Here is a 21,707-nt window from a genome sequence, read left to right as displayed (position 1 = left end):
TAATAGCTAGCAGCTAATAGCTAGTAACTTACCGCCGCCGCTTTCTCCCTCACTCTCTCATACAAAGCCTCATATTGCGGAACAATATTGTCGATATGAAAACGCTGCGCCTGTTCCAGTGCGCCTTTGCGCATGGCGGCCAGCTTACGTTCGTCTGTTAACAGCTCTATTACATGGGCAGCCATGGAGGCCACATCGCCTACCGGGCTCAGATAACCCGTTTTGCCATGGATGTTCACTTCGGGTAAACCGCCTGCATTGGAGGAGATCACCGGCACCTCGGAAGCCATGGCCTCAAGGGCAGCAAGACCGAAGCTTTCATATTCAGACGGCAGGATGAACAGATCGCTGACAGACATCACATCTTCCAGCTGTTCCTGTTTACCTACAAAGCGGATATCATCACATAAATGCAGGTCGCGGCACATACATTCAATAGCCGGGCGGTCAGGCCCGTCGCCTACCAGCAGCAGTTTGGCTGGCACCTGTTCCCGTACCCGCTGGAAGATCTTCACCACGTCGGGTACACGTTTTACTTTACGGAAGTTGGATACGTGCAGCAGGATCTTTTCGCCATTAGGCGCAATGGCCTGCCTGAAGGGTAACAGCTCGCGGCGCTTGAAACGTTCAATGTCCACGAAGTTGTAGATCACTTCAATATCTTTCTCTATCTGGAATGATTTATAGGTCTCCTCCCGGAGGTTGCTGGATACGGCGGTGATGGCGTCCGATTCATTAATGGAGAAGGTCACCACCGGCGCATAGGTCTTGTCTTTACCCACCAGCGTAATATCTGTACCGTGCAGGGTGGTGATGAAAGGCACTACCCGGCCTTGTTTGCTTACGATCTGTTTGGCCAGGTAAGCCGTGCTGGCATGCGGAATGGCATAGTGCACGTGCAGGAGGTCAAGGTGCTGGTTCAAGATCACGTCAACCATGGTACTGCTCAGTGCAGATTCATAGGGCGGGAAATCGAACAAAGGATAGGTAGGCACCTGTACTTCGTGATAATAAATATTTGCATGAAATGCGTTGAGCCTTACTGGTTGCTGATAGGTGATGAAATGGACCATATGGCCTTTGTCCGCCAGGGCTTTGCCCAGTTCAGTCGCCAATACGCCGCTACCTCCGTAGGTAGGATAACATACTATACCGATTCGCATGGAATTACAATTTTTTCCGCTTAGTGCTCAGAGCTCTTGCCTAAAGCAGGATACAAAGATAGCGTTTTGCCCTCAGCAATTGGCGCCGGTTGTCACATCCTCATCCGTCACAAATTTGTAATAACAGGGTTTATTGATTAGTTTTAGGCGCAAAAATTTGCCTGCTTTATGCTACGCTTCCTTTTACCGGTTACATTAGCCTGTTCCGTATCTATAGCTCATGCACAACAGAACGAGGATTCTACTACCTTACGCAAGCTGGCCGATGATGTGCTGACGCACAGCACCGCCTATGCAAACCTGAAAGTGCTTACCAAAGAGATTGGAGGCCGCCTGGCCGGCTCTCCGCAAATGCCCAAAGCAGAGAAATGGGGTTTTGATGCCCTGAAAGCTGCCGGTGCTGATACCGTTTACCTGCAGGAGTGCATGGTACCTCACTGGGTAAGGGGTGATAAGGAAGAAGTACGTATTATATCCAAACGCCGGGATTTTGTACCACCGCTGCAGGTATTGGCGCTGGGCAACTCCATAGGCAGCGGCCCGGAAGGGATTACCGCTCCTGTAATTGAAGTAGCTTCTTTTGCCGACCTGGAAACCAAGAAAGACCAGTTGAAAGGGAAGATCGTTTTCTACAACTACCATTTCAATTCCACTTTCATCAAAACTTTTCATGCATATGGCGATGCGTTCATGTATCGCGCGGCGGGGGCCAGCAGGGCGGCCAAATACGGCGCACTGGCAGTAATCGTTCGTTCCATGTCGCATGCCGCCAACAATTTCCCGCACACAGGGGCCATGCGGTATAATGACTCCTTTCCTAAAATACCAGCAGTAGCTATCGGGCTGGAAGATGCCGATAAGCTGAGCAACCGTATCAGCGATGATAAGGATATGAAGATCTACCTGCGCACTACCTGTCATTTCCTGCCTGATACCATCGGTCACAACGTGATCGCTGAGCTGAAAGGCAGCGAACATCCTGAACAGGTGATCACCGTAGGCGGCCACCTGGATTCCTGGGACGTCAATGAAGGCGCGCATGATGACGGCGCCGGTTGCGTACAATCCATAGAAGTGCTCCGCGCGTTCAAAGCCCTTGGCATCCGGCCCAAACACACCTTACGTGTGGTGCTATTTGCCAACGAGGAGAACGGTACCAGGGGCGGCCAGAAATATGCAGACGCTGCCAAGGCTGCCGGTGAAAAGCACATCTTTGCACTGGAAAGCGATGCCGGTGGTTTTACACCCCGCGGCTTTTCGCTCACTGCATCCCCTGAGCAGCGCGCCAAAGTAAAAAGCTGGGCTAAGCTGCTGCTGCCCTATGGCCTGTACGATTTTGACGAAGAAGGCGGCGGTACCGATGTAGGCCCCCTGAACGAACATTTGGGCATACCCATCGGTGAACTTTCTCCTGACTCCCAGCGTTATTTTGACATACACCATGCTCAATCAGATGTGTTCGAGGCAGTGAACAAAAGAGAGCTGGAGCTGGGCGCATTCAGCATGGCAGCCTTGCTTTACCTGATAGATAAGCATGGACTATAAAGCGTTTGAAGTTTGAGGTTTGAGGTTTGAGGTTTGAAGTTAAAGGTTGCAAGCCTGCAGCCCTGGCCCGGAAAACTAATCTAAACCTCAAACCTTTAACCAACCTCAAACTTCAAACATCAAACTTTAAACTTTTTTATGCGCAGATTTGTACTCATGATCGTCGGGATTGTCTTCCTCCTGTTACTGGGATACTTTACCTACAAATACTACTTCGTATTTGGCCGTGGCGTAAAGGCCGGTGAGCTGAATTATTTTGTGCAGAAGGGTTATCTCTTTAAAACCTATGAAGGAAGACTGATCCAGTCAGGCTACCGCTCCAAACAGCCCGGCTCCCTTCAATCTAATGAGTTTGAATTCTCCGTAGTGAACGAGCGGGTGGCGCAGAAGCTGATGACCTGCAGTGGTAAGATAGTGGAGCTGCATTATAAAGAATACCTCGGCGCCGTTCCCTGGCGCGGCTTCAGCAAGTTTATAGTAGATAGTATAGTAGCGGTAAGAAATGAGCCGCTGAATTAACGGTCTGCATACAGCAGGAAGATGGCCGGTCGTTTATGCAGTTCAGGTACAGCGGTCTTCCATTCCTTAATGGTTTTAGTGCGGATGTACTCTTCCGGTCCGGTAATATCTGCTGCAATGCATAATTGCGTTTGGTCTTTACAGTTAGCCAGTATATCTTTCAGCAGCTGGTTATTGCGGTAAGGCGCTTCGATAAAGATCTGTGTCTGTCCTTTCTTTTGAGACACTGCTTCCAGTTCCTTCAATGTTTTTACACGTTCCAGCGGTTTCACCGGCAGGTATCCTACAAATTGAAAGTTTTGTCCGTTCATGCCAGAGGCCATCAGCGACAGCAGGATGGAATTAGGTCCCACCAGTGGTATAACGGCTGCATTGATACGATGCGCCACCTGTACTACCAGGTGACCCGGATCTGCGATAGCCGGGCATCCGGCCTCGCTCATGATACCGATGTTATGCCCTTCCAATAATAATTTTTTAGCCAGCGCAGTATCAGGAGGATGATTCTCGTGCATGGGGTGCAGCTGCAGCTCATCTATGTTAATGTTCCTGTCAAGCGCTTTCAGATAGCGCCTTGCCGTGCGTTCATTCTCTACGAAGAAGATCCGGAGTGGTTGTACGGTGGCCGTAATATAGGCGGGAATGGTTTGTAATGCATCAGGGCTCAACACCGTCGGTATCAGGTACACTTTGCCGGGAGCGTTCATTACAGCAGTCGTTTATCTTGTAAATGAATGGTGGCGGCGATCACAGCATAAGAAGGGGCCAGTATCCAGCCCGCTACTGGTACAAACATCATCAGGTAATATACCATGCCATTGCCAAGGGCCATGCCCCTGTGCTCTTTAATGAAGGCGATGCTTTGCCGTACGTTCATGCGGTGCCGTTCGCAACTATAGTCCATCATTGAAAAGCCATAGAAGTAGCATTCTATCAGGAAGCCCGCCAGCGGCGTCAGCCAGCCAAGTATCGGAATGAAGGAGAGTATGAACAGCAGCAGCAGGCAGATCGTCTGGTATAGCATATTGCGGAATGAAAGACGAACGCCCCTTGCAATGTCTTTCAGGAATTGTCCCATGCTGAAAGGAAAATCGCGGCGTTGCAGGATAGCCTCTGTTTTTTCAGACAGGTAGGCAAACAGGGGAGAGCCCAGTATCAGGAACAGGTATTTGAAATAAGCGAAGTAAAGTAAGAGCAGGATGATGCGTATAGAAAAAGCCAGCAGGATAAATACAAAGCTTACCCAGCTGCTTTCCAGGTCCTGTATCCAGGTGCGCAGCGGCAGCAGTCCGAAGAGATACTCCACAAATTCGCCTGAATAACTCCACACGAAATAAATACCAGCAATGAATAAAAGGCAGTAAATAATGCCGGGCACCAGGATCCACTTCCACAGCCGGTGCTGGCTGATGAACTGGTGTGCTTTGCCGTAGGATTGTATTGCTGCTAGTACTTCTCTGAACGAAAACACAGGTCCGCTGATTTTAGTATGACAGAATAAAATGGTAAGTAACTAAAAATCGGCCGAACTAAAAATAAAATTTAGCACGGCATATAAAGTTTGAGGGCCTGACACGTTCACGAACATGTCAGGCCCTCAGACTTTATAAGTATTAAACCCGCAGATCCTTTAGAATTTCGGGCACAATGTTTTGTACTTGCTGCTTTCGCTGGAACGGTGAATGTAGATCACAGATATTTCCATACCACCACGATAGTTAGAAGCCGGTTTAAGGCTGGACACGTTCAGGTCATAAGTGAGGCCTACGTTGAAACCGCCGATCTCCAGACCTACGTATGGGTTGATGGCGTCTTTTAAACGGTACCAGCTACCCAGGTAGAACATGGTAGGATTATCATCCGGCACGCCGCTCAGGTTAAAGCCGTAAGCAGCGCCGAAAGAAGTTTCAGATGCAGTGCTCTGTTTCATGTACAGGGCGCTGGCGTGTATACGGTTAATGCCATGTACCGGGAAAGAGCCGCCACCATGGATGGTATAACGGTAGCTGAGCCGGTTGTTATTCTGGCTCATGAAAGTTTCTGTAGGCTGTGTAACGTGATAGTAGGAAGCGCCCAGGTAGATGTTGGAAGCTTCGCCCACCAGGCCGTTATACAGGATACCAATATTCGGATCAAAATAGGAGATCTTGGGATTGGTAAGGGTTTCGCTGCTCGGCAGTCCCGGGTTATAACCGTTGTTATCGATCTGGCTTTCGAAGATCAGTTTGCTCTGGTCCACTCTTTTCTGCATCCATGCACCCTGCAGGCCGATGGCCAGGGTATGGTTACCTTCCGGGTCCAGGCCTTTATGATAAGAGGTGCTGATAGCTATATAGTTGGAAACCAATGCACCACCCCCTGTTTTATCATACAGCGCCATGATCCCTACGCCCCATATATCCGTATAGGATATAACGTTCTTCAGTATACTGAAATCGGCAGATAAGGTTCCGGTGATATAGGGAGTGGCAATGCTTCTCCATTGGGAACGGTAGTTACCGGCTATACGGTAATCACCGGAGAACAGGCCTGTAAAGGCAGGGTTAAGTGTCAGCGGGGAGGCAAAGAACTGCGAGAAATGCGGATCCTGTGCCTGACTTGCAGGTATTAAATAGAGAATAATGGTTAAAATAAGTAATGCCTTTTTCATAAAGGTTAATACGTTATGGTATAGGATAGGATTACAGTCACTTTTACCAGTGTAAGGTACGAAAAGTGGTTAATATTTCAAATTAAATTCATATAATATGTAAGGTATCAGCTTTGTAGCTTATTACCGAAGGCCAGGTCTCCGGCGTCTCCCAGGCCCGGAACTATATAGCCTTTGGCAGTCAGCTCGTCGTCAATATCTCCGGCCCAGATGCTGATGTTGGTGCTGGCATGGCGTTGTACGTACTCTATACCGATCGTGCAGGCAATAGCTACCACCAGGTGGATATGCTTGGGTTTGCCCAGGTCTGTGAGGTGCTCGATGGTTTTTACCAGGGAAGCGCCTGTGGCCAGCATGGGATCGGAAAGGATCACCACCTGGTCTTCAATAGAAGGGCTGGAAACATATTCCAGGCTGATATCAAAAGAGCCGTCCCGGTTGTGTTTCCGGTAGGCGGATATAAAAGCGTGATCGGCTTTGTCAAAATAGTGCAGCAGGCCCTGGTGAAGGGCTAAACCAGCCCGGAGGATGGTGGCTAGTACAGGCTGTTGCTTCAGTACCCGGCAGGTGGCAATACCCAGTGGGGTCTGCACCTCTTTTTCCTCGTACTCCAGCGTTTTACTGATCTCAAAGGCAGCTACCTCGCCCAGGCGTTCCATATTTCTTCTGAAACGCATGCGGTCTGTCTGTATTTCCATACTCCTGATCTCACTTAACCATTCACCTACCAATGAGTTAGTATCACTAAGATTGATTATCATTACTAGCCGTTTGGGCGGCAAAATACCAAAAAACCTTCGTTTCCCCTACCTTTTTCCATGTTCCATATACCCTCCGCATACCTTCCACATACCCTCCATATACCCCCGGGGCCAGTTTGTGTACCGGCCCCTGGGGATTATTATTATTGTTTTAATAAAGCAGCTTTCTTCACCAGCTGGATAAATTCGGAGCGGTAGCCTTCCGGATCGTCTCCTTTGGCATTGGTGGCCAGGGCTAGCACCTGGTCATAGCTGGCCTGTCCTTTATAGGCGGAATTGCGCAGCAGTTGTCCGAAAGCTGCTACAGCAGCGCACATCCGGAAATCGGCCGGCGCCTGGGCAATGTCCTGTACCCGGTAGCTCAGCACCTGGCTGAGCAGCTTGCTGTGACGGTCTGCCGGTTGCTTATAGCGCAGTTTTACGGTCAGCACTTCCTGGCTGTTGTTGCTGATCATTTCCCGCTGCTGGTATTTCAAGGGGTCTACCCAGCTGGAGGAGCCGGATTTCGCCCCGGATGGGATGATCTCGTAAAGAGCAGTGACGGTATGGCCAGCGCCCATATCACCGGCATCTTTCTTATCATTATTGAAATCCTCGTTCTGCAGCAACCTGTTTTCATAACCTACCAGGCGGTAGGATTGTACATATTTGGGATTGAATTCGATCTGCAGTTTTACATCCTTGGCAATGGTGAACAGGGTGCCGCCGAATTCTGTTACGAAAGTGCGGCGGGCCTCTTCAAAATTATCGATATAGGCATAGTTGCCATTGCCTTTATCCGCCAGCAGTTCCAGCTTGTTATCCTTGTAATTGCCCATCCCAAAGCCCAGTACGGAAAGGGAGATGCCTTTTTCTCTTTCCTGTTCTATGATGCGCTGCAGCTCTCCATCGCTGGAGGCGCCCACGTTAAAATCGCCGTCTGTGGCCAGTATGACGCGGTTATTACCTTCACGGATAAAATTGGAAGCGGCCGTTTTATAAGCCAGCAGGATGCCTTCGCCCCCGGCGGTAGAACCGCCTGCCTCCAGTTTGTCCAGTGCATCCAGTATGGCGGTTTTCTCGCTGCCTGAGGTAGCTGGCAACACCAGTCCGGCAGCCCCGGCATACACCACGATGGCCACTTTATCAGCTGGTCTTAATTGCTGCACCAGTGTTTTCAGCGCATGTTTCACCAGCGGCAGTTTATTGGGATCCTGCATAGAGCCGGAAACATCTATCAGGAAGGTCAGGTTGGAAGCCGGGATATTTTCCGTTTTAACGGTCTTTCCTTTCAGTGCGATGCGCACCAGCTGGTGTTCCGTGTTCCAGGGACAAACGGCCATGTCGGTATAGATCGCTACCGGGTCAGGCCCTGTAGGAGCTTTATATTGATAGTCGAAATAATTAATCATTTCTTCTACACGTACCGCATCCGCGGGGGGTAGTTGTCCGCTGTTCAGGAAACGTCGCACATTACTGTAGGCAGCACGGTCCACGTCAATGGAGAAGGTACTGAGGGGCTGGTCTTTGGAAGTATGGAACTCATTTTCATTGATTGGGCTGTAATCTTCTGTATTGTAGTCGCTGATGAAGGCCTGACCCGGACTGGGGCTGAAGGTCTGCGCCTTTCTCATAGCGCCGCGATTGGCTTGAACGCCCGCCACTTTTCCTGAAAATGCCACCACCACTTCTTCCGATAATACCGTTGATGAAGGCGCCAGTTTAAAGTGTACCTCTTTATCGTTAGGCTTAACCAGGATCTCCTGTGACTGGTAACCCAAAAAGGCGGCTTTCAACACTACCTTTCCGGAAGGCACTGTAATACTGAACGCGCCTTTTTCATCGGTGCTCACCCCTTGCTTGTTGCCTTTTATCAGAACCGTCGCACCAGGGAGCGGGTCGTGGCTGGTGGCATCCTGTACGGTTCCTGTAATTATACGTTGTTGCTGAGCAGGCGCCAACAGGGCGCTGAAGCAGGCCAGTAATAACAAAGAAAGATAGCTGCGCATAACGAATTGTTTTGATCTGCCAACAGGATGCAGCCGCCGGGTGAAATTCCATATTATATTTGCTGAAATTTTTCAGCATGGTATATAACGTAATAGGGATCATGTCAGGTAGTTCACTGGACGGCTTGGATATTGCCTTTGTACAGCTAACGGAGGTAAGGGGTAAATGGGAATACGAGATCAGGGTGGCAGAGTGCCTGCCCTATGAACCGGAATGGGTAGCGCAATTATCCGGCGCCACTGCCCTACCGGCGATGGAATACCTGCTGCTGCACAGCCGTTACGGCCATTATACCGGTCAGAAAGTAAACGAGTTCATTGCCAGGCATCAGCTGGATCACCAGGTACACTTCATTGCATCTCATGGGCATACTACTTTTCACCTGCCAGCAGAAAAGATGACAGCCCAGCTGGGAGAGGGCGCTGCCATTGCCGCTGTTACCAGCCTGCCGGTGATCAGCGACCTGCGCGCCATGGATGTGGCCCTAGGCGGACAGGGAGCGCCTATTGTACCCGTGGGAGAGCAGTTGCTGCTGCCTGGTTATACTTATTATTTGAACCTTGGTGGCATTGCCAATATATCCGCCCAACAGGGGGAAGCGTTCATCGCCTTTGATATTTGCCCCGCCAACCGCGTGCTGAATGCACTGGCGGCGGAACTGGGCCGTGAATACGATGAGAACGGGGCGCTGGCGGCCGGCGGCCTTACCGATAAAGCATTGCTGGAAGCATTGAATACATTGCCCTACTATGAAATGCCCTGGCCCAAATCACTCGCCAATGAATTTGGCACGGGCACCGTGCTGCCGCTGGTGCAGCGTTCACGTTTATCTGTACAGGGCAGGCTGAACACCTATACTAATCATATAGCCGTACAGGTAGCGAAAGCAGTGCAGAAATTGCAGCAGGGGCAGGTGCCACAGGACGAACAGCAGATGTTGATCACCGGTGGTGGCGCGTTCAATGGTTTTATGATAAAGCAGTTACAGGAGCAATTACGGCCCCTGAACGTGAAGGTGGTAGTGCCGGATGAACAGACCGTTAAATATAAGGAAGCGCTGATCATGGCGCTGATCGGGGCATTGCGCTGGAGGCAGGAGCCGAATGTTTTATCTTCTGTTACGGGCGCACAGAAAGATAGTGTGGGCGGGGCATTGTGGCAATCTTAAAGGGGCTATTCTTCTCTCAGCTCATCCAGCACCTTCCGCACTTGTGTAAGGTAATTGCCGTAAAAATATTTTATCCAGATCTCTACCAATACGATTACGACGACTACCACAAACAGGAACACGAGCGAAAATATAATGATAAAATGGGCCTGCCTGTTGGCGAATGCAGCTGCCTTTACCGGTGGAAGGCTTATGATCACCATTACCTGGTAAAGCAGCAGCAATGGTATCATAGAATAGTTAAAAGACCTGTACATTTCGATATTCAGTTTTATATCATAGTATACTTCATACAGGCTGTCTTTTGAGGTGAGCGCGGCTGCGTCCAGGCGTTTATAAAAAAGATAGAATTTGATATAGTAAAAGATGGTCAGGATGATCAGCGCCACATACATCGCGTAGAAGGGGATAGGGGCCAGCTGGTTTTTATACACTACCCGGAAAAGCGGGATACAGATGATCAGGCATAACATCACCACGAACTCTATGCGCATGTTCCTCCGGATACGTTGCACCGGCGTGGCTACAGACCGCAGTTTTGTTACACTGTCGGGTACCACAATATCATTCCCCTTATCGCTGTGCCAGGCGGATTGCAGATCATCAAAATTCATAACCCTGTAGTTTAATAAGTTCTTTCAATTTGGTTTTAGCCCTGCTGAGCTTCACCCTTGCGTTCACTTCGCTGATGCCGAGGTTTTCCCCGATCTCTTTATGGGAGTAGTTTTCAAGATGATAAAATATCAGTGCTTTCTCGATCCGTTCCAGTTTTTGAACGGCTTTATAAAAGTGTGCCAGCTGTAGTTCTTTAATAGCGAAAGTGCTGTCTTCCATTGCCATGTTCTCTGGTATCGCTGCTGATCCGTTGATCTTTCTGGTTTCTTTTTTAAAGAAGACTACGGCGGTGTTCAAGGCCACCCGGTACATCCAGGTAGAGAATTTGCTCTGTTGCTGAAATGAGTCATAGGACTTCCAGAGCTGGTATATGATCTCCTGGAAAAGATCCTGTTGATCTTCTGCAGTGTCCATATACATTTTGGAAATCTTATGAATGATCCCTTTATGGGCTTCAATCAGTTCCAGAAATGCTTTTTCCTTCGTGTTCAAATGCAGGGGCCTTCTTTTCGGTATTAGTATATGCCCTGGTAGTTTCGTTACAGGGCGCCTGCCGGAAAATTAACCGGCAAGGGGAGTGAATTGGAAAGTATCTCCGTCAAACAGTCCTTTGTCGCTCAGCTTCAGATGAGGGATCACCAGCAGGGCCATAAAGGAGAGGGTCATAAAAGGAGCGCCCAGCTGGCTGCCCAGTGCCTTGGCCGCCTTATCCAGCGCACTGTATTGCGCTGCTACCTCATAACCATCCAGGTGGCTCATCAGGCCTGCCACCGGTAAAGGCAGCACCTGAACTTCGTTGCCTTTGGCTACGCTGATGCCGCCCTGTTCCCTGATCACGGCATTCACGGCCGCACAAATGCTTTCATCGTCTACACCCACTGCAATGATGTTATGGCTGTCATGTGCTACGGAAGAAGCGATAGCGCCGCTTTTAAAGCCGAAGTTGCGGATAAAGCCCAGCGCTGCGGGCGCGGGTTGATAACGGTTTACCACGGCCAGTTTTAATATATCCTGTGAAGGATCGCTGTGCAGCGCGCCATCGCTGATAGGCAATGTAGCAGATATACGGTTGGTGATCAGTTGTCCGTCCAGTGCTTCAATCACGTTCACGTGAATGGTATCGTCTCCGTCTGTAGCAACAGGTATACGAAAGTCTGTTACTTCCTGCAGGCGGCAGTTGAAATTATTGATGATAGCTGCTGCTGCAGGCGCTATTAACGTTTTACCGGAGTCGGCTACCTGTATGCCATTGATGTAAGTAGCTTTAATGTTAAAATCCTGGATATTATCGATAATGATCAGGTCTGCGGGGTCGCCTTCCCGCAGCAGGCCGGTGCCCAGCTGGTAATGCAGCACAGGATTTACGCAGGCCGCGCGTAGCACCTTGAAAAGATCTATGCCGTAAGCCAGCGCTCTTTTTACCAGCACATTGATATGACCTTCCACCAGGCTGTCGGGATGTTTGTCATCACTGCAGAACATCATCTTCTCAGCATGGTCATGCATCAGCGGGATCAGCGCATCAAAGTTTTTGGCGGCGCTGCCTTCCCGTATCAGGATCTGCATGCCGTACTGCAGTTTTTCCTGTGCTTCTTCCAGGGTGAAGCATTCATGGTCTGTACTGATGCCCGCAGCAATATACTGTTGTGCTGCTGCGCCGCGCAATCCGGGTGCATGCCCGTCTACCGGCTTGCCCGCCTTATGAGCGGCTGCTATCTTCGCCATTACCTCCGGGTCGTGATGCAGTACACCGGGGAAGTTCATCATTTCAGACAGGTATTTGATCTCCGGATGTTGCAGCAGTTTTTCTACATCCTGTACATTCACGGTGGCCCCTGCTGTTTCAAAGCTGGTGGCCGGTACACAGGAAGGGGCGCCAAAGCAGCATTTAAACGGTGTTTGCAGTCCGTTATCGATCATATAATGCACTCCTTCCACTCCCAGCACATTGGCAATCTCATGCGGGTCTGATACAGTGGCTACCGTGCCGTGCACTACCGCGAGCCTCGCAAATGCCGCTGGTGTAAGCATAGAGCTTTCTATATGCACATGCGCATCCACAAGGCCCGGCAGCAGGTGTTGATCATAAGTGTTGCTGTTGCGTACGATCTCACGGATGCGGCCGTCTTCAATATGCACCGTGGCAGGATAGATCTCCTGCTGCAGAATGTTGATCAGGTTGCCGGAAAGCTGGAAAGAGTTCATTGAATAAAGATAGGCCAGTAATTAAATATAAAATAACTGCAGGGGACGGTAATTGGTGTAATTCTTGTATTTTGTATTCCTTAAAATAGATTTTATGAAGATAAACAAGGCCTTTACCCTTTTGCTGATAGCCGCACTGGCGGTATGCCATGTACAGGCACAATCTGTAGACGAGATCATCGACAAACATATTGCAGCGATGGGTGGCAGGGACAAGCTGAAGGAGATGAAAACTTCTTATACGGAAGGTATCATGGAAATGCATGGTATGGAAGTACCGGTAAAATTGTGGGTAGTGAATGATAAAGCAGTCCGCATGGAGCTGGAAGTGATGGGAAATACCAACATACAGGTGGCTACCCGTACAGGCGGCTGGATGCAGATGCCTATCATGGGAATGCCTGAGCCCAAGCCCATGGACTCCAGCATGGTGAAGGTTATGCAGCCGCGCCTGGATATGGCCGGAGAGCTGTTTGACTATAAAGCAAAAGGAAAGAAAGTAACGCTGGAAGGCAAAGAAACAACTGATGGTGTTGAAGCCTATAAGCTGAAGGTAACACATCCTGATGGCGCAGAAGTGCATCTGTTCATTGATGCAGCAACATATTATCTGGACAAAATGCAGGGTCACGTAAAGGCACAGGGACATGATGCAGAGTTTACCGTCTCCTTTACTGATTACAAAAAGACCAGTAACGGTTACGCCTATCCTGGTGCAGTTACTCAGGAGCCTGGAGGCACCAAGATCAGCTTCACTAAAATGGAAGTGAATAACCCGGTAAATGATACCCTTTTCCAGATGCCCAAAAAATAAAAGGGCTCCCGAACGCTGAACGCCTTTTGTGTAACAAAGGCGTTCAGCGTTGAAGGTCCAGTAGTACAGTATTCAGTATGGATAACCCCAACTTACCAGGGCCAGGTCTGTACCTGTCCCCTGATCTCTCCACCGGGGTACTTGATGGTATGAATATTAACATACCATTTGCCTGCCAGCATATCCGTTTCCTGCGCTGCCGTTAAGGTAGCTTTTCCAGAAACCATTCCATCACCTCCGGCAGGGAAGCCGATAAGAGGAACCTGAACGCTTGCATTCACACCTGGCATGGCCGGACCATGAAAATGCGCGGCCTGTGCCGCACCGGTGAGATGTGTCCAGACTACCCTGTAAGAAAGCTGCTTGTTGGCACTGTTATATGTGCCGCTTAAAACGCCTACTCCCTTGCTGGCATTGGGAGGTACTTCATGGGCGCCGCTAAGCTTTGCGCTCACCGTGTACATTTTTTTGGGGCGTGGATCATCATGTTTTTTACATCCGTTGAATGACCACGAAATAAGAAGAAGTGTTGTACAGATCGCCACTGCTTTGGGGCGGAAGGAAAGAAAGGTACGCATGACAGTGGATTTTGGTTCTAATATGAAATACGCCAAAACTCAAAAAAGGTTGTCTTTTTGCATACTATTCTTTGCCAGAGCGTGCTGTACAATGTACTGCGGTTATTTGTACAGGGCTTTCATCGCGACAGTTTCCGCTGCCATTTTATCTACCAGCTGCTGCGGCTCCAGCACTTTTACATTGGAACCATAGCTTAATAACAGCATTTGCAGCTCATGATTGATCACTACGTTGATGGATATACGGCATTCCTTTTCGTTATCAGTGATCACCTGCTGCGTAGCATGCAGTGGTTGTGATTTGATATACTTGCCCTGGTGCGGGGTAAAAGCCAGCACTACGTTCTGCGGCTCTCCTTCCGTAACGGTAACGCCGATGGCATGCTGATAATAACTGGCGTCGTCAAAGTTCTTCTCGTCAAACTGCTTATCGGTAGGCCATATCTGCACGATCCTGTCCAGCGCAAAGGTGAGCAGCGTGCCGCCTTTAGCTTTCTGGCTTTTGCCGATCAGGTAAAAGCGGTGTTGATATTCACGCAGGTGATAAGGTTCCACCCAGTGCTCTTTGGGCTCATTACGGTCAAAGCTCTGGTAGGCTATGCGCAGTACTTCCAGATTCTTGATGGCATCCACTATCTCCGGTATATGTTCCGCGCCTTTATACTGTGTAGCCCGGGCAAACTTAATAAGCCCTTTATGCTCTAATGCCTGCCGGTTCATTTTAAGGCTGGCGGCGATCTTCAGGATGGCGTCTTCAAACTGCTGCACCACCGGCAGGCTGCGGAACTGCTCCAGTATCCCGATGGCGATCTCCAGCCCCTGGAGGTCGGCTTCTTCAATAGGTAAATTACCGATAGAGTAGGATTCGTCTTCATAGCGATAAGTACCCGTGCTGCGCTCATATACAATAGGGGCCATGTAGTTTAGGTCCGGGTCCTGGCGCATGTCCTGGATATCTTTCTGGATAGTACGGGTGGAGATAGATGCATCCATTTTATCTGATACATAGGCTATCAGCGCTTCCAGGGTAGGTTTGGGCAGGCGCTTGTTACGGAGCCGCTCATCTATCCACCGGTAACGGGAAAGTGCATCTTTATTCTTTGGCATGATTAAAATTTAGGGCCTTAAAAATAAGTAATAATGTGCGGAACTGCAGATTTGTGAATCATTTTGTTACTACGCAAATTCCCTGCGTTTTGCCCCGGTAGTTTTGCTATCGTTATAAACACCTGACGATATGAACAAGGTCAATACAGCAACAGCAACCAAATGTGAGGCAATATCCATCAGCCAGATCATCCTGGATGAATCCAATTACCTGACCTTCTGGGGTAATATCCGGAAGGAGGATGGCTGGCATCGTTGTGATTTCATTACCAACTACGATGTGCTGAACGACATGCTGCGCTACGGCGGCCACCAAAACGACGGTATCCAGATGAGTATTGTACAGCACCTGGAAGATATGCGCAATATCCCCGAGGTGATAGACCTGGAGGCAGGCCGCGGAGAAGCCGTAACATTCGATAGCCTCAGCTTCCAGCTCAGCCGTCCCCGCCTGCAGCAGCACGGTAAATGGATAGAGTATACAGAAGGGGAGTGCTATTACATCACCAAAGTAACGCCGAAGCCAGCCGTAGAAACACCTGCGCAGGAACCGCAGCAGCAGATAGACCAGTGCCTGGCCCTCCTGGGCAAAAGCTATGAGCTGTACCTGGGCTACCTCGAGCTGGATTTTGAAGATGCTGCCGCCCGCCTGGAAGCCAACCTGACAGACGATCTTAAATATACCATGGCATACCATGCATGGAAACAACAACATTGAGTAAGCGCATAACCCCGATTGAAAAACCCAACTATGCAGCTCCTTTTTACCCTTTACCGCTTTGTTGTGTTAACCCCGCAATTCCCCTGATCCACAGCTGTTTGTTAACACCTTTCCCTACCCCACTCGGGGTAGGGAAAATTTTTTCAAAAAACAACCCTAAAGTCTATAATATTTATAGGAAATTATTACATTTGAATCTGCAAAAGCTATTAGCAGCTGGCTACTAGCTTTAGAAAAAGACAGTACCTATAGCTAACTGCTAATAGCTAAGTGCTAACAGTTAAAACAAATCTACCATGAGCTTAAGACTAGGAGACATAGCGCCTAATTTCCAGGCGAAGACCACCCAGGGAGATATTGACTTTTACGAATACCTCGGAAACGGCTGGGGAGTCCTGTTTTCACACCCGGCTGATTATACCCCGGTATGTACCACAGAACTGGGCAAAACCGCCCTCCTGAAGGACGAATTTGCCAAACGCAATGTTAAAGTGCTGGCCCTGAGCGTAGACCCGCTGGACAAGCACCTTGGCTGGATCAACGATATCAACGAAACGCAGAACTGCGAAGTGACCTTCCCGATCATTGCAGATGAAGACAAGAAAGTGGCCAACCTGTATGGTATGATCCACCCTAATGCCTCAGAAACCTTTACCGTAAGGTCACTCTTCGTAATTGGCCCGGATAAGAAGGTGAAGCTCACGATCACCTATCCTGCTTCTACAGGAAGGAACTTTTTTGAAGTGCTCCGCGTGATAGATTCCCTGCAGCTGACCGCCAATTACAGCGTTGCTACCCCGGCCGACTGGAAGGAAGGAGAAGATGTGATAGTAGTACCGTCAGTACCTACAGAAGACATACCTGCGCGTTTCCCGAAAGGGCATAAGATCATTAAGCCCTATCTGAGAACAACGCCGCAACCGAACAAATAAGTAAAGAGATTTGTTATGCAAAAGTGGATCAGGAAAGTGAAGCGATGGTTGGTGAAGCCTCCACCTGCGGCAGATGAAAAGAAGAAGGATATTAAGGCCCGGCACAAGTGGGTGATCGGTTTTTACTCATAAGGATAGCAGCCGGCTTATAATTTCTTCGGATTTTTCAGTACATTAGACAAGCATAAGATAAAACTTATTATTATATAAGATTTTTTAATGGTTGGTTTTTGATTTTTACGAAACGGGGATTTTTCCCCGTTTTTTTATTGCCTTTAAAAAAGCAGGGATCAGACCTGTGGCCCCTTACTCTTCCGCAGCTGGCTCACTACCGCCTGTATATCTTTGGGCAGCGGCGCTTCCAGTTCATGTGCCAAACCATTTTGATCGGTAAAATGCAGTTGCCAGGCGTGGAGGGCCAGGCGGCTTAACAAGGGGCGTTCTTCTTCTGTGAACTTGCCCAGCTTATATTTTTTCTTGATGGCGGAGAGCAATACCGGTACGGCCTTGCCATACAGCTCGTCCACCGCAATGGGGTGTCCCAGGTGTTTCATATGTACCCGTATCTGGTGGGTACGTCCCGTATGGATGCGGAGTTTGACCAAACTATAGAGACCGAATGTTTCCAGCACCTCGTAATCAGTAAGGGCTGGCCTGCCTTTCCGGTTGGTCACCATCTTTCCCTTCTGCACAGGATGTTCCATGATCGGCTCATCTATACTGCCCTGCGGCGGTTCCGGCTGCCCGGTCACCAGTCCCAGGTAATATTTCCGGATCTCTCTCGACTCAAATAGCTGTGAATAGAAACGGTGGGCCGCCTCATTACGGGCAAACAAAATAACCCCGCTGGTATCGCGGTCTAGCCGGTGCACCGTGAAGATGTTACCATACGCCTTTTTCAGTAAGGTCTGCAGGGAGGGAAGCTTTTCGTCATGCCGGTCGGGTATGGTGAGCATGCCCGCCGGTTTGTTGAGTACAATAAAGTCGTCTGTTATCTTGATCAGCCAGTCGTTTACACGCATATTCTAAAGTAGCCGCTGGCCTTTAGCTGTTGGCTTCTAGCTATCAGAGCGGATCCAATGCTAAGAGCTAACAGCTAAAGGCCAACAGCTGTTATTTAAAGTGTTTCAATAAAATAACCTCTTTTTCACTCAGCAGGCGCCATTTGCCCCTGTTGACGTTCTTCTTGGTAAGCCCCGCGTACATCACGCGGTCCAGCTTATCCACGTTATAGCCCAGGTGCTCGAAGATCCGGCGTACAATACGGTTCTTGCCGCTGTGGATCTCTATACCTAATTGGCTTTTGTCTTTGCTGTCCACATATCCCAGGGCATCTACGAGCGCTACGCCATCTTCCAGGGTAACGCCTGCCAGGATCTGTTCAAAGTCTGCTTTGGTCAGCGCTTTGTCCAGGCCTACGTGATATATCTTCTTGATGTTGTGCTTGGGATGGGCCAGTTTCTGCGCCAGCTCGCCGTCATTGGTCAGCAGCAGCAGCCCGGAGGTATTACGGTCCAGGCGCCCAACCGGGAATACCCTTTCGTTGGTGGCGTCGGCGATCAGCTCCATCACGGTTTGACGTCCTTCCGGATCGTCTGTGGTAGTTATATAGCCCTTGGGTTTATTCAGCAGGATATACACCAGGTTTTTCTGCAGGGAAACAGCTTTGTTGGCCACTTTCACGGCGTCTTTGCTGGTTACCTTAAAAGCAGGTTCCAGTACGGGTTTCCCGTTCACGGTCACCTTGCCTTCCTTGATCAGGTCTACCGCTTTACGACGGGAGCACAGGCCGCAATGGGCAACATATTTATTCAGCGGCATGCCTTCGCCTTCAGGAGCGGGGGCATTGTTCTTAGGCCTGCGATCCGGCCTGGCGGCAGGGCTTTCCTGTTCCTGTTTGAATTGCTTACGTTCGGTTTTCCGCGCCTGTTTATCGGCAAAGCGTTCATTGGTACGGTCAAAGAACTTCTGACGGTTAAAACCGCTGGGAGTTTCACGGGCCGGGCGTTTATCTTTCCGGTCACTGAAATCGCCATGGAAGCTGCTGTTATCGTCATCGCGCTTCCTGGGCGCTTTATTTTCACCATCCTGCTGACGCTTACGAACAGGCCTGGCGGGCTTTTCGCCGCCTTCCCGCTTACGGTCTCCGTTGTCACTGAGTTTAAAACTACTGCCCTTGCTTTCTTTGAAAGGAGAGAACCCTTTGCTTGCAGCGGGTTTTTGCTTCTTCATCCGGTTGTATTTGAATGTTTTTTATCGAAAGCTCATGATTACCACGATCTTTCCTTTTGTTGAACATGTTGATGGTCTTATCCTTTATTGGCCAGTTGTCCGCAGGCGGCGTCAATATCTTTACCGCGGCTGCGCCTCAGGCGGGAGTTCACCCGGTTCTTGCCCAGGTAAGCCATGAACTGCTCTACGGCATCTTCCTCCGGCTTCTGGAAACGGGCGTTATCGATAGGATTATATTCGATGATGTTGATCAGGTCTGCAGGCACCTGGCGATAGATCTTGATCAGCTCATCCGCGTCTTTGAGTGAGTCATTAAAGTCCTTGAACAGGATATACTCAAAAGAGATCTGGTTCTGGGTGGCCTTGTAAAAGTAGTTCAGGGCCTCTACCAGTACCTTCAGCGAGTTGGTGTCGTTGATTGGCATGATCTCGCTGCGTTTCTTGTCGTTAGCAGCATGTAAAGACAGGGCCAGGTTAAACCGCACTTTGTCATCTCCCAGCTGGCGGATCATTTTGGCCACACCGGCAGTAGATACGGTAATGCGCTTGGGCGACATGGCCAGTCCGTCTTCTGCGGCGATGCGTTCAATAGACTGGAGCACATTCTTGTAGTTGAGCAGGGGCTCACCCATGCCCATGTATACGATGTTGGTGAGTTTCTTGCCAGAAGCTTCGAGAGACTGCTGGTTCAGCAGCGCTACTTCATCATAGATCTCGTCGAAGTCCAGGTTGCGTTTGCGGTCCATATACCCGGTAGCGCAAAACTTGCAGCTCAGGCTGCAGCCTACCTGGGAAGATACGCAGGCGGTCTGCCGGTTTTCTGTGGGAATCAGTACACCCTCCACCAGGTGGCCGTCATGCAGGCGGAAGCGGCTTTTGATAGTGCCGTCATTACTATGCTGGGTAGTGTCCACCTTCAGGGCGGGCAGGGTAAAATGCTCTTCCAGCGAGCTGCGCAGCTGTTTGGAAAGATTGGTCATTGCTTCAAAGCTGCCTGCATGTTTCTGCCACAGCCATTCGTGTACCTGCTTGGCGCGGAAGGCTTTCTCGCCGATATTCTTGAAATACTCCTGCAGGGCTGGCAGACTTAAATGCCGGATGTTTTGCTTATCAGATTTCATCTGAAAAAATGGTTTGTCTTTACGTCGTTCACAAATTGTTTACAGGCAGCTAAGGTGTTGAGCCCTTGTCGCCCTGGTAAGCCTCCTACGCCGTTTTGTTCTTGAAAAAGCCAGATGGAACGTGCTGTGTTATGATCAATCATCGTCCTTATATGAGCAAATGGCTGCCTTACGGCAGTCGGAAAGCAACCGCAAAGGTACATAAAAAATTACTCCCACCCTCCAGGGGTTCAAAACCCCTGGAGGGGCCTGGCATTTAACTATTTAAATTTCCCCTACTTTTACACCTCAATTTCTAAAAATGCAGGCTGCTTATATAGTTGACGCAGTGCGCACGCCCATCGGCCGCTACGGCGGGGCGCTCAGCACTATCCGGCCGGATGATATGCTGGCCCTACTGATCCGTTCCCTGGTGGATCGTAACCCGGGGCTCGATCCCCTGGCTATTGAAGATGTGATTGCCGGTGCTACCAACCAGGCTGGCGAAGATAATAGAGACGTAGCCCGCATGGCCGCCCTCCTGGCGGGCCTGCCCGTTACCGTGGCCGGTAATACCGTGAACCGCCTCTGCGCCAGCGGTATGCAGGCCATTATGGACGCCTCCCGGGCTATCATGTGCGGGGAAGGCGACGTTTACCTGGCCGGCGGTGTGGAAAGCATGACCCGGGCCCCTTTTGTAATGCCTAAATCAGAAGGGCCTTTTGCACGCAAAACTGAAATATACGATAGCACCATCGGCTGGCGCTTTACCAATAAGAAGCTGGCCGCCATGTACCATCCCTATTCCATGGGCGAAACCGCTGAGAATGTAGCTCGCCAGTGGAAGGTAAGCCGGGAAGACCAGGATGCTTTCGCCCTGCAAAGCCAGCTGAAATACCGGGCGGCCCTGGAAGCAGGCAAATGGCAACAAGAGATCATTCCCGTACAGATCACGCCTAACAAGGAAGAGCAGGTGGTGTTCTCCAAAGACGAGCCGCCCCGCGAAACCTCCCTCGAGAAGCTGGCCGCCCTCAAACCGGCCTTTCAGAAGGACGGCAGCGTAACGGCGGGTAACTCTTCCGGCATTAACGACGGTGCTTCGATGGTGATGATCGTTTCTGAAAATGCATTGAAACGCTTTGGCTTAAAGCCCTTAGCACAGGTAAAGGCCATGGCGGTGGCGGGGGTAGATCCTTCCATCATGGGCATCGGCCCGGTACCGGCTACACAGAAAGCCCTGCAACGGGCAGGCCTGCATTCCGGAGAGCTCGGACTGATAGAGCTGAATGAAGCTTTCGCCTCCCAGTCGCTCGCCTGCATGCGCGACCTGGAACTGGATCCTGAAAAGATCAATGTGAACGGCGGCTCTATCGCCATTGGCCATCCGCTGGGCTGTAGCGGCGCACGTATCACCACCACGCTCTTACATGAAATGAGGCGTCAGCATATCCGTTATGGATTGGCAACAATGTGTGTGGGAGTAGGGCAGGGAGCGGCTATAGTAGTGGAAAGGAGCTTCTAGCTCCTGGCGCTTAGCAGTTAGCAGGGTAAACATCTGCTGCATTTAAGCTAGTAGCTAACAGCCAATAGCCAATAGCTAAAAAAAGA

Annotated in this window: 21 protein-coding genes; 7 read left to right on the top strand and 14 right to left on the bottom strand. The window is 50.0% G+C overall.

What is annotated here, in order from left to right; translation table 11 throughout:
- Positions 1–20: 20 nt before the first annotated feature.
- On the bottom strand, positions 21–1,163 hold the full coding sequence (bshA, locus tag ACR9Y8_RS14655) for an N-acetyl-alpha-D-glucosaminyl L-malate synthase BshA (protein ID WP_481213987.1): 1,143 nt from the start codon (positions 1,161–1,163) through the stop codon (positions 21–23).
- 168 nt (positions 1,164–1,331) lie between these two features.
- Here bshA and ACR9Y8_RS14650 point away from each other — a divergent pair, with 168 nt between their 5' ends.
- Together ACR9Y8_RS14650 and ACR9Y8_RS14645 are read left to right on the top strand one after the other, a co-directional pair.
- Positions 1,332–2,708 carry a M20/M25/M40 family metallo-hydrolase gene (locus tag ACR9Y8_RS14650; protein ID WP_481213986.1) on the top strand — a complete coding sequence of 459 codons (1,377 nt, stop codon included), beginning with the start codon at positions 1,332–1,334 and terminating at the stop codon, positions 2,706–2,708.
- Positions 2,709–2,846: 138 nt separating this feature from the next.
- Positions 2,847–3,227: a hypothetical protein gene (locus ACR9Y8_RS14645; protein WP_481213985.1), complete on the top strand. Its 381-nt coding sequence runs from the start codon at positions 2,847–2,849 to the stop codon at positions 3,225–3,227.
- Here ACR9Y8_RS14645 and ACR9Y8_RS14640 read toward each other — a convergent pair.
- The 5 genes from ACR9Y8_RS14640 to ACR9Y8_RS14620 form a co-directional block, all read right to left on the bottom strand.
- Positions 3,224–3,934 (bottom strand): SAM-dependent methyltransferase, encoded by a 711-nt coding sequence (locus ACR9Y8_RS14640; protein ID WP_481213984.1) that lies wholly within the window; start codon positions 3,932–3,934, stop codon positions 3,224–3,226. The two genes, ACR9Y8_RS14645 and ACR9Y8_RS14640, sit on opposite strands and share 4 nt — an antisense overlap.
- The gene (locus ACR9Y8_RS14635) at positions 3,934–4,698 is read right to left on the bottom strand and encodes an EI24 domain-containing protein (RefSeq protein WP_481213983.1); all 765 of its coding nucleotides are present in this window, start codon (positions 4,696–4,698) and stop codon (positions 3,934–3,936) included. The genes ACR9Y8_RS14640 and ACR9Y8_RS14635 overlap by 1 nt, the downstream gene beginning before the upstream one ends.
- Before the next feature lie 159 nt (positions 4,699–4,857).
- Complete coding sequence (locus ACR9Y8_RS14630) at positions 4,858–5,877, bottom strand: PorP/SprF family type IX secretion system membrane protein (RefSeq protein ID WP_481213982.1); 1,020 nt, start codon at positions 5,875–5,877, stop codon at positions 4,858–4,860.
- Between the two features lie 107 nt (positions 5,878–5,984).
- Entirely contained in the window at positions 5,985–6,638 is a 654-nt protein-coding gene (gene upp, locus ACR9Y8_RS14625; protein ID WP_481213981.1) for a uracil phosphoribosyltransferase, read from the bottom strand.
- Between the two features lie 143 nt (positions 6,639–6,781).
- Positions 6,782–8,626, bottom strand: a complete 1,845-nt coding sequence (locus ACR9Y8_RS14620; RefSeq protein WP_481213980.1) for a YfbK domain-containing protein — start codon at positions 8,624–8,626, stop codon at positions 6,782–6,784.
- A gap of 77 nt (positions 8,627–8,703) precedes the next feature.
- Between ACR9Y8_RS14620 and ACR9Y8_RS14615 the strand changes: the two genes are divergently transcribed.
- The gene (locus ACR9Y8_RS14615; protein ID WP_481213979.1) at positions 8,704–9,795 is read left to right on the top strand and encodes an anhydro-N-acetylmuramic acid kinase; all 1,092 of its coding nucleotides are present in this window, start codon (positions 8,704–8,706) and stop codon (positions 9,793–9,795) included.
- 5 nt (positions 9,796–9,800) lie between these two features.
- Here ACR9Y8_RS14615 and ACR9Y8_RS14610 read toward each other — a convergent pair whose 3' ends face one another.
- The 3 genes from ACR9Y8_RS14610 to ade all read right to left on the bottom strand — a co-directional run bounded on the left by ACR9Y8_RS14610 (position 9,801) and on the right by ade (position 12,615).
- The gene (locus ACR9Y8_RS14610; RefSeq protein ID WP_481213978.1) at positions 9,801–10,409 is read right to left on the bottom strand and encodes a hypothetical protein; all 609 of its coding nucleotides are present in this window, start codon (positions 10,407–10,409) and stop codon (positions 9,801–9,803) included.
- On the bottom strand, positions 10,399–10,902 hold the full coding sequence (locus tag ACR9Y8_RS14605) for an RNA polymerase sigma factor (protein ID WP_481213977.1): 504 nt from the start codon (positions 10,900–10,902) through the stop codon (positions 10,399–10,401). Before ACR9Y8_RS14605 ends, ACR9Y8_RS14610 begins: the two co-directional genes overlap by 11 nt.
- A 69-nt stretch (positions 10,903–10,971) precedes the next feature.
- Positions 10,972–12,615: an adenine deaminase gene (gene ade / locus ACR9Y8_RS14600; RefSeq protein ID WP_481213976.1), complete on the bottom strand. Its 1,644-nt coding sequence runs from the start codon at positions 12,613–12,615 to the stop codon at positions 10,972–10,974.
- A 94-nt stretch (positions 12,616–12,709) separates the two neighbouring features.
- Here ade and ACR9Y8_RS14595 point away from each other — a divergent pair, with 94 nt between their 5' ends.
- On the top strand, positions 12,710–13,429 hold the full coding sequence (locus ACR9Y8_RS14595) for a LolA-like protein (RefSeq protein WP_481213975.1): 720 nt from the start codon (positions 12,710–12,712) through the stop codon (positions 13,427–13,429).
- Between the two features lie 92 nt (positions 13,430–13,521).
- Here ACR9Y8_RS14595 and ACR9Y8_RS14590 read toward each other — a convergent pair whose 3' ends face one another.
- Positions 13,522–14,007 carry a CHRD domain-containing protein gene (locus ACR9Y8_RS14590; protein WP_481213974.1) on the bottom strand — a complete coding sequence of 162 codons (486 nt, stop codon included), beginning with the start codon at positions 14,005–14,007 and terminating at the stop codon, positions 13,522–13,524.
- A 102-nt stretch (positions 14,008–14,109) separates the two neighbouring features.
- Positions 14,110–15,114 carry a helix-turn-helix transcriptional regulator gene (locus ACR9Y8_RS14585; RefSeq protein ID WP_481213973.1) on the bottom strand — a complete coding sequence of 335 codons (1,005 nt, stop codon included), beginning with the start codon at positions 15,112–15,114 and terminating at the stop codon, positions 14,110–14,112.
- A gap of 130 nt (positions 15,115–15,244) precedes the next feature.
- On the opposite strand from ACR9Y8_RS14585, the gene ACR9Y8_RS14580 reads away from it, so the two are divergent.
- A complete protein-coding gene (locus ACR9Y8_RS14580) occupies positions 15,245–15,832 on the top strand; it encodes a hypothetical protein (protein ID WP_481213972.1) in 588 nt (195 codons plus the stop codon).
- A gap of 299 nt (positions 15,833–16,131) precedes the next feature.
- A complete protein-coding gene (locus ACR9Y8_RS14575) occupies positions 16,132–16,767 on the top strand; it encodes a peroxiredoxin (protein WP_481213971.1) in 636 nt (211 codons plus the stop codon).
- A gap of 290 nt (positions 16,768–17,057) precedes the next feature.
- On the opposite strand, the gene ACR9Y8_RS14570 is transcribed toward ACR9Y8_RS14575, so the two are convergent.
- The 3 genes from ACR9Y8_RS14570 to rlmN form a co-directional block, all read right to left on the bottom strand.
- Complete coding sequence (locus ACR9Y8_RS14570; RefSeq protein ID WP_481213970.1) at positions 17,058–17,789, bottom strand: RluA family pseudouridine synthase; 732 nt, start codon at positions 17,787–17,789, stop codon at positions 17,058–17,060.
- 91 nt (positions 17,790–17,880) lie between these two features.
- A complete protein-coding gene (locus ACR9Y8_RS14565; RefSeq protein ID WP_481213969.1) occupies positions 17,881–18,999 on the bottom strand; it encodes a pseudouridine synthase in 1,119 nt (372 codons plus the stop codon).
- Between the two features lie 77 nt (positions 19,000–19,076).
- Complete coding sequence (gene rlmN, locus ACR9Y8_RS14560) at positions 19,077–20,120, bottom strand: dual-specificity RNA methyltransferase RlmN (protein ID WP_481213968.1); 1,044 nt, start codon at positions 20,118–20,120, stop codon at positions 19,077–19,079.
- A gap of 301 nt (positions 20,121–20,421) precedes the next feature.
- On the opposite strand from rlmN, the gene ACR9Y8_RS14555 reads away from it, so the two are divergent.
- A complete protein-coding gene (locus ACR9Y8_RS14555) occupies positions 20,422–21,621 on the top strand; it encodes a thiolase family protein (RefSeq protein ID WP_481213967.1) in 1,200 nt (399 codons plus the stop codon).
- Positions 21,622–21,707 lie beyond the last annotated feature (86 nt).

This window comes from Chitinophaga sp. SVR4-12A, assembly GCF_056754765.1.
Note: the sequence above shows the minus strand (reverse complement) of the source record. Positions and strands in the feature narration are given on the sequence as shown.

Coding starts and splice junctions, on each gene's coding strand:
- ACR9Y8_RS14640 (WP_481213984.1), bottom strand. CDS start 3,934: ATGAACGCTCCCGGCAAAGTGTACCTGATACCGACGGTGTTGAGCCCT.
- ACR9Y8_RS14585 (WP_481213973.1), bottom strand. CDS start 15,114: ATGCCAAAGAATAAAGATGCACTTTCCCGTTACCGGTGGATAGATGAG.
- ACR9Y8_RS14555 (WP_481213967.1), top strand. CDS start 20,422: ATGCAGGCTGCTTATATAGTTGACGCAGTGCGCACGCCCATCGGCCGC.
- ACR9Y8_RS14580 (WP_481213972.1), top strand. CDS start 15,245: ATGAACAAGGTCAATACAGCAACAGCAACCAAATGTGAGGCAATATCC.
- bshA (WP_481213987.1), bottom strand. CDS start 1,163: ATGCGAATCGGTATAGTATGTTATCCTACCTACGGAGGTAGCGGCGTA.
- ACR9Y8_RS14645 (WP_481213985.1), top strand. CDS start 2,847: ATGCGCAGATTTGTACTCATGATCGTCGGGATTGTCTTCCTCCTGTTA.
- ACR9Y8_RS14620 (WP_481213980.1), bottom strand. CDS start 8,626: ATGCGCAGCTATCTTTCTTTGTTATTACTGGCCTGCTTCAGCGCCCTG.
- rlmN (WP_481213968.1), bottom strand. CDS start 20,120: ATGAAATCTGATAAGCAAAACATCCGGCATTTAAGTCTGCCAGCCCTG.
- ACR9Y8_RS14615 (WP_481213979.1), top strand. CDS start 8,704: ATGGTATATAACGTAATAGGGATCATGTCAGGTAGTTCACTGGACGGC.
- ACR9Y8_RS14575 (WP_481213971.1), top strand. CDS start 16,132: ATGAGCTTAAGACTAGGAGACATAGCGCCTAATTTCCAGGCGAAGACC.
- ACR9Y8_RS14565 (WP_481213969.1), bottom strand. CDS start 18,999: ATGAAGAAGCAAAAACCCGCTGCAAGCAAAGGGTTCTCTCCTTTCAAA.
- ACR9Y8_RS14595 (WP_481213975.1), top strand. CDS start 12,710: ATGAAGATAAACAAGGCCTTTACCCTTTTGCTGATAGCCGCACTGGCG.
- ACR9Y8_RS14570 (WP_481213970.1), bottom strand. CDS start 17,789: ATGCGTGTAAACGACTGGCTGATCAAGATAACAGACGACTTTATTGTA.
- ACR9Y8_RS14650 (WP_481213986.1), top strand. CDS start 1,332: ATGCTACGCTTCCTTTTACCGGTTACATTAGCCTGTTCCGTATCTATA.
- ACR9Y8_RS14630 (WP_481213982.1), bottom strand. CDS start 5,877: ATGAAAAAGGCATTACTTATTTTAACCATTATTCTCTATTTAATACCT.
- ACR9Y8_RS14590 (WP_481213974.1), bottom strand. CDS start 14,007: ATGCGTACCTTTCTTTCCTTCCGCCCCAAAGCAGTGGCGATCTGTACA.
- ade (WP_481213976.1), bottom strand. CDS start 12,615: ATGAACTCTTTCCAGCTTTCCGGCAACCTGATCAACATTCTGCAGCAG.
- ACR9Y8_RS14610 (WP_481213978.1), bottom strand. CDS start 10,409: ATGAATTTTGATGATCTGCAATCCGCCTGGCACAGCGATAAGGGGAAT.
- upp (WP_481213981.1), bottom strand. CDS start 6,638: ATGATAATCAATCTTAGTGATACTAACTCATTGGTAGGTGAATGGTTA.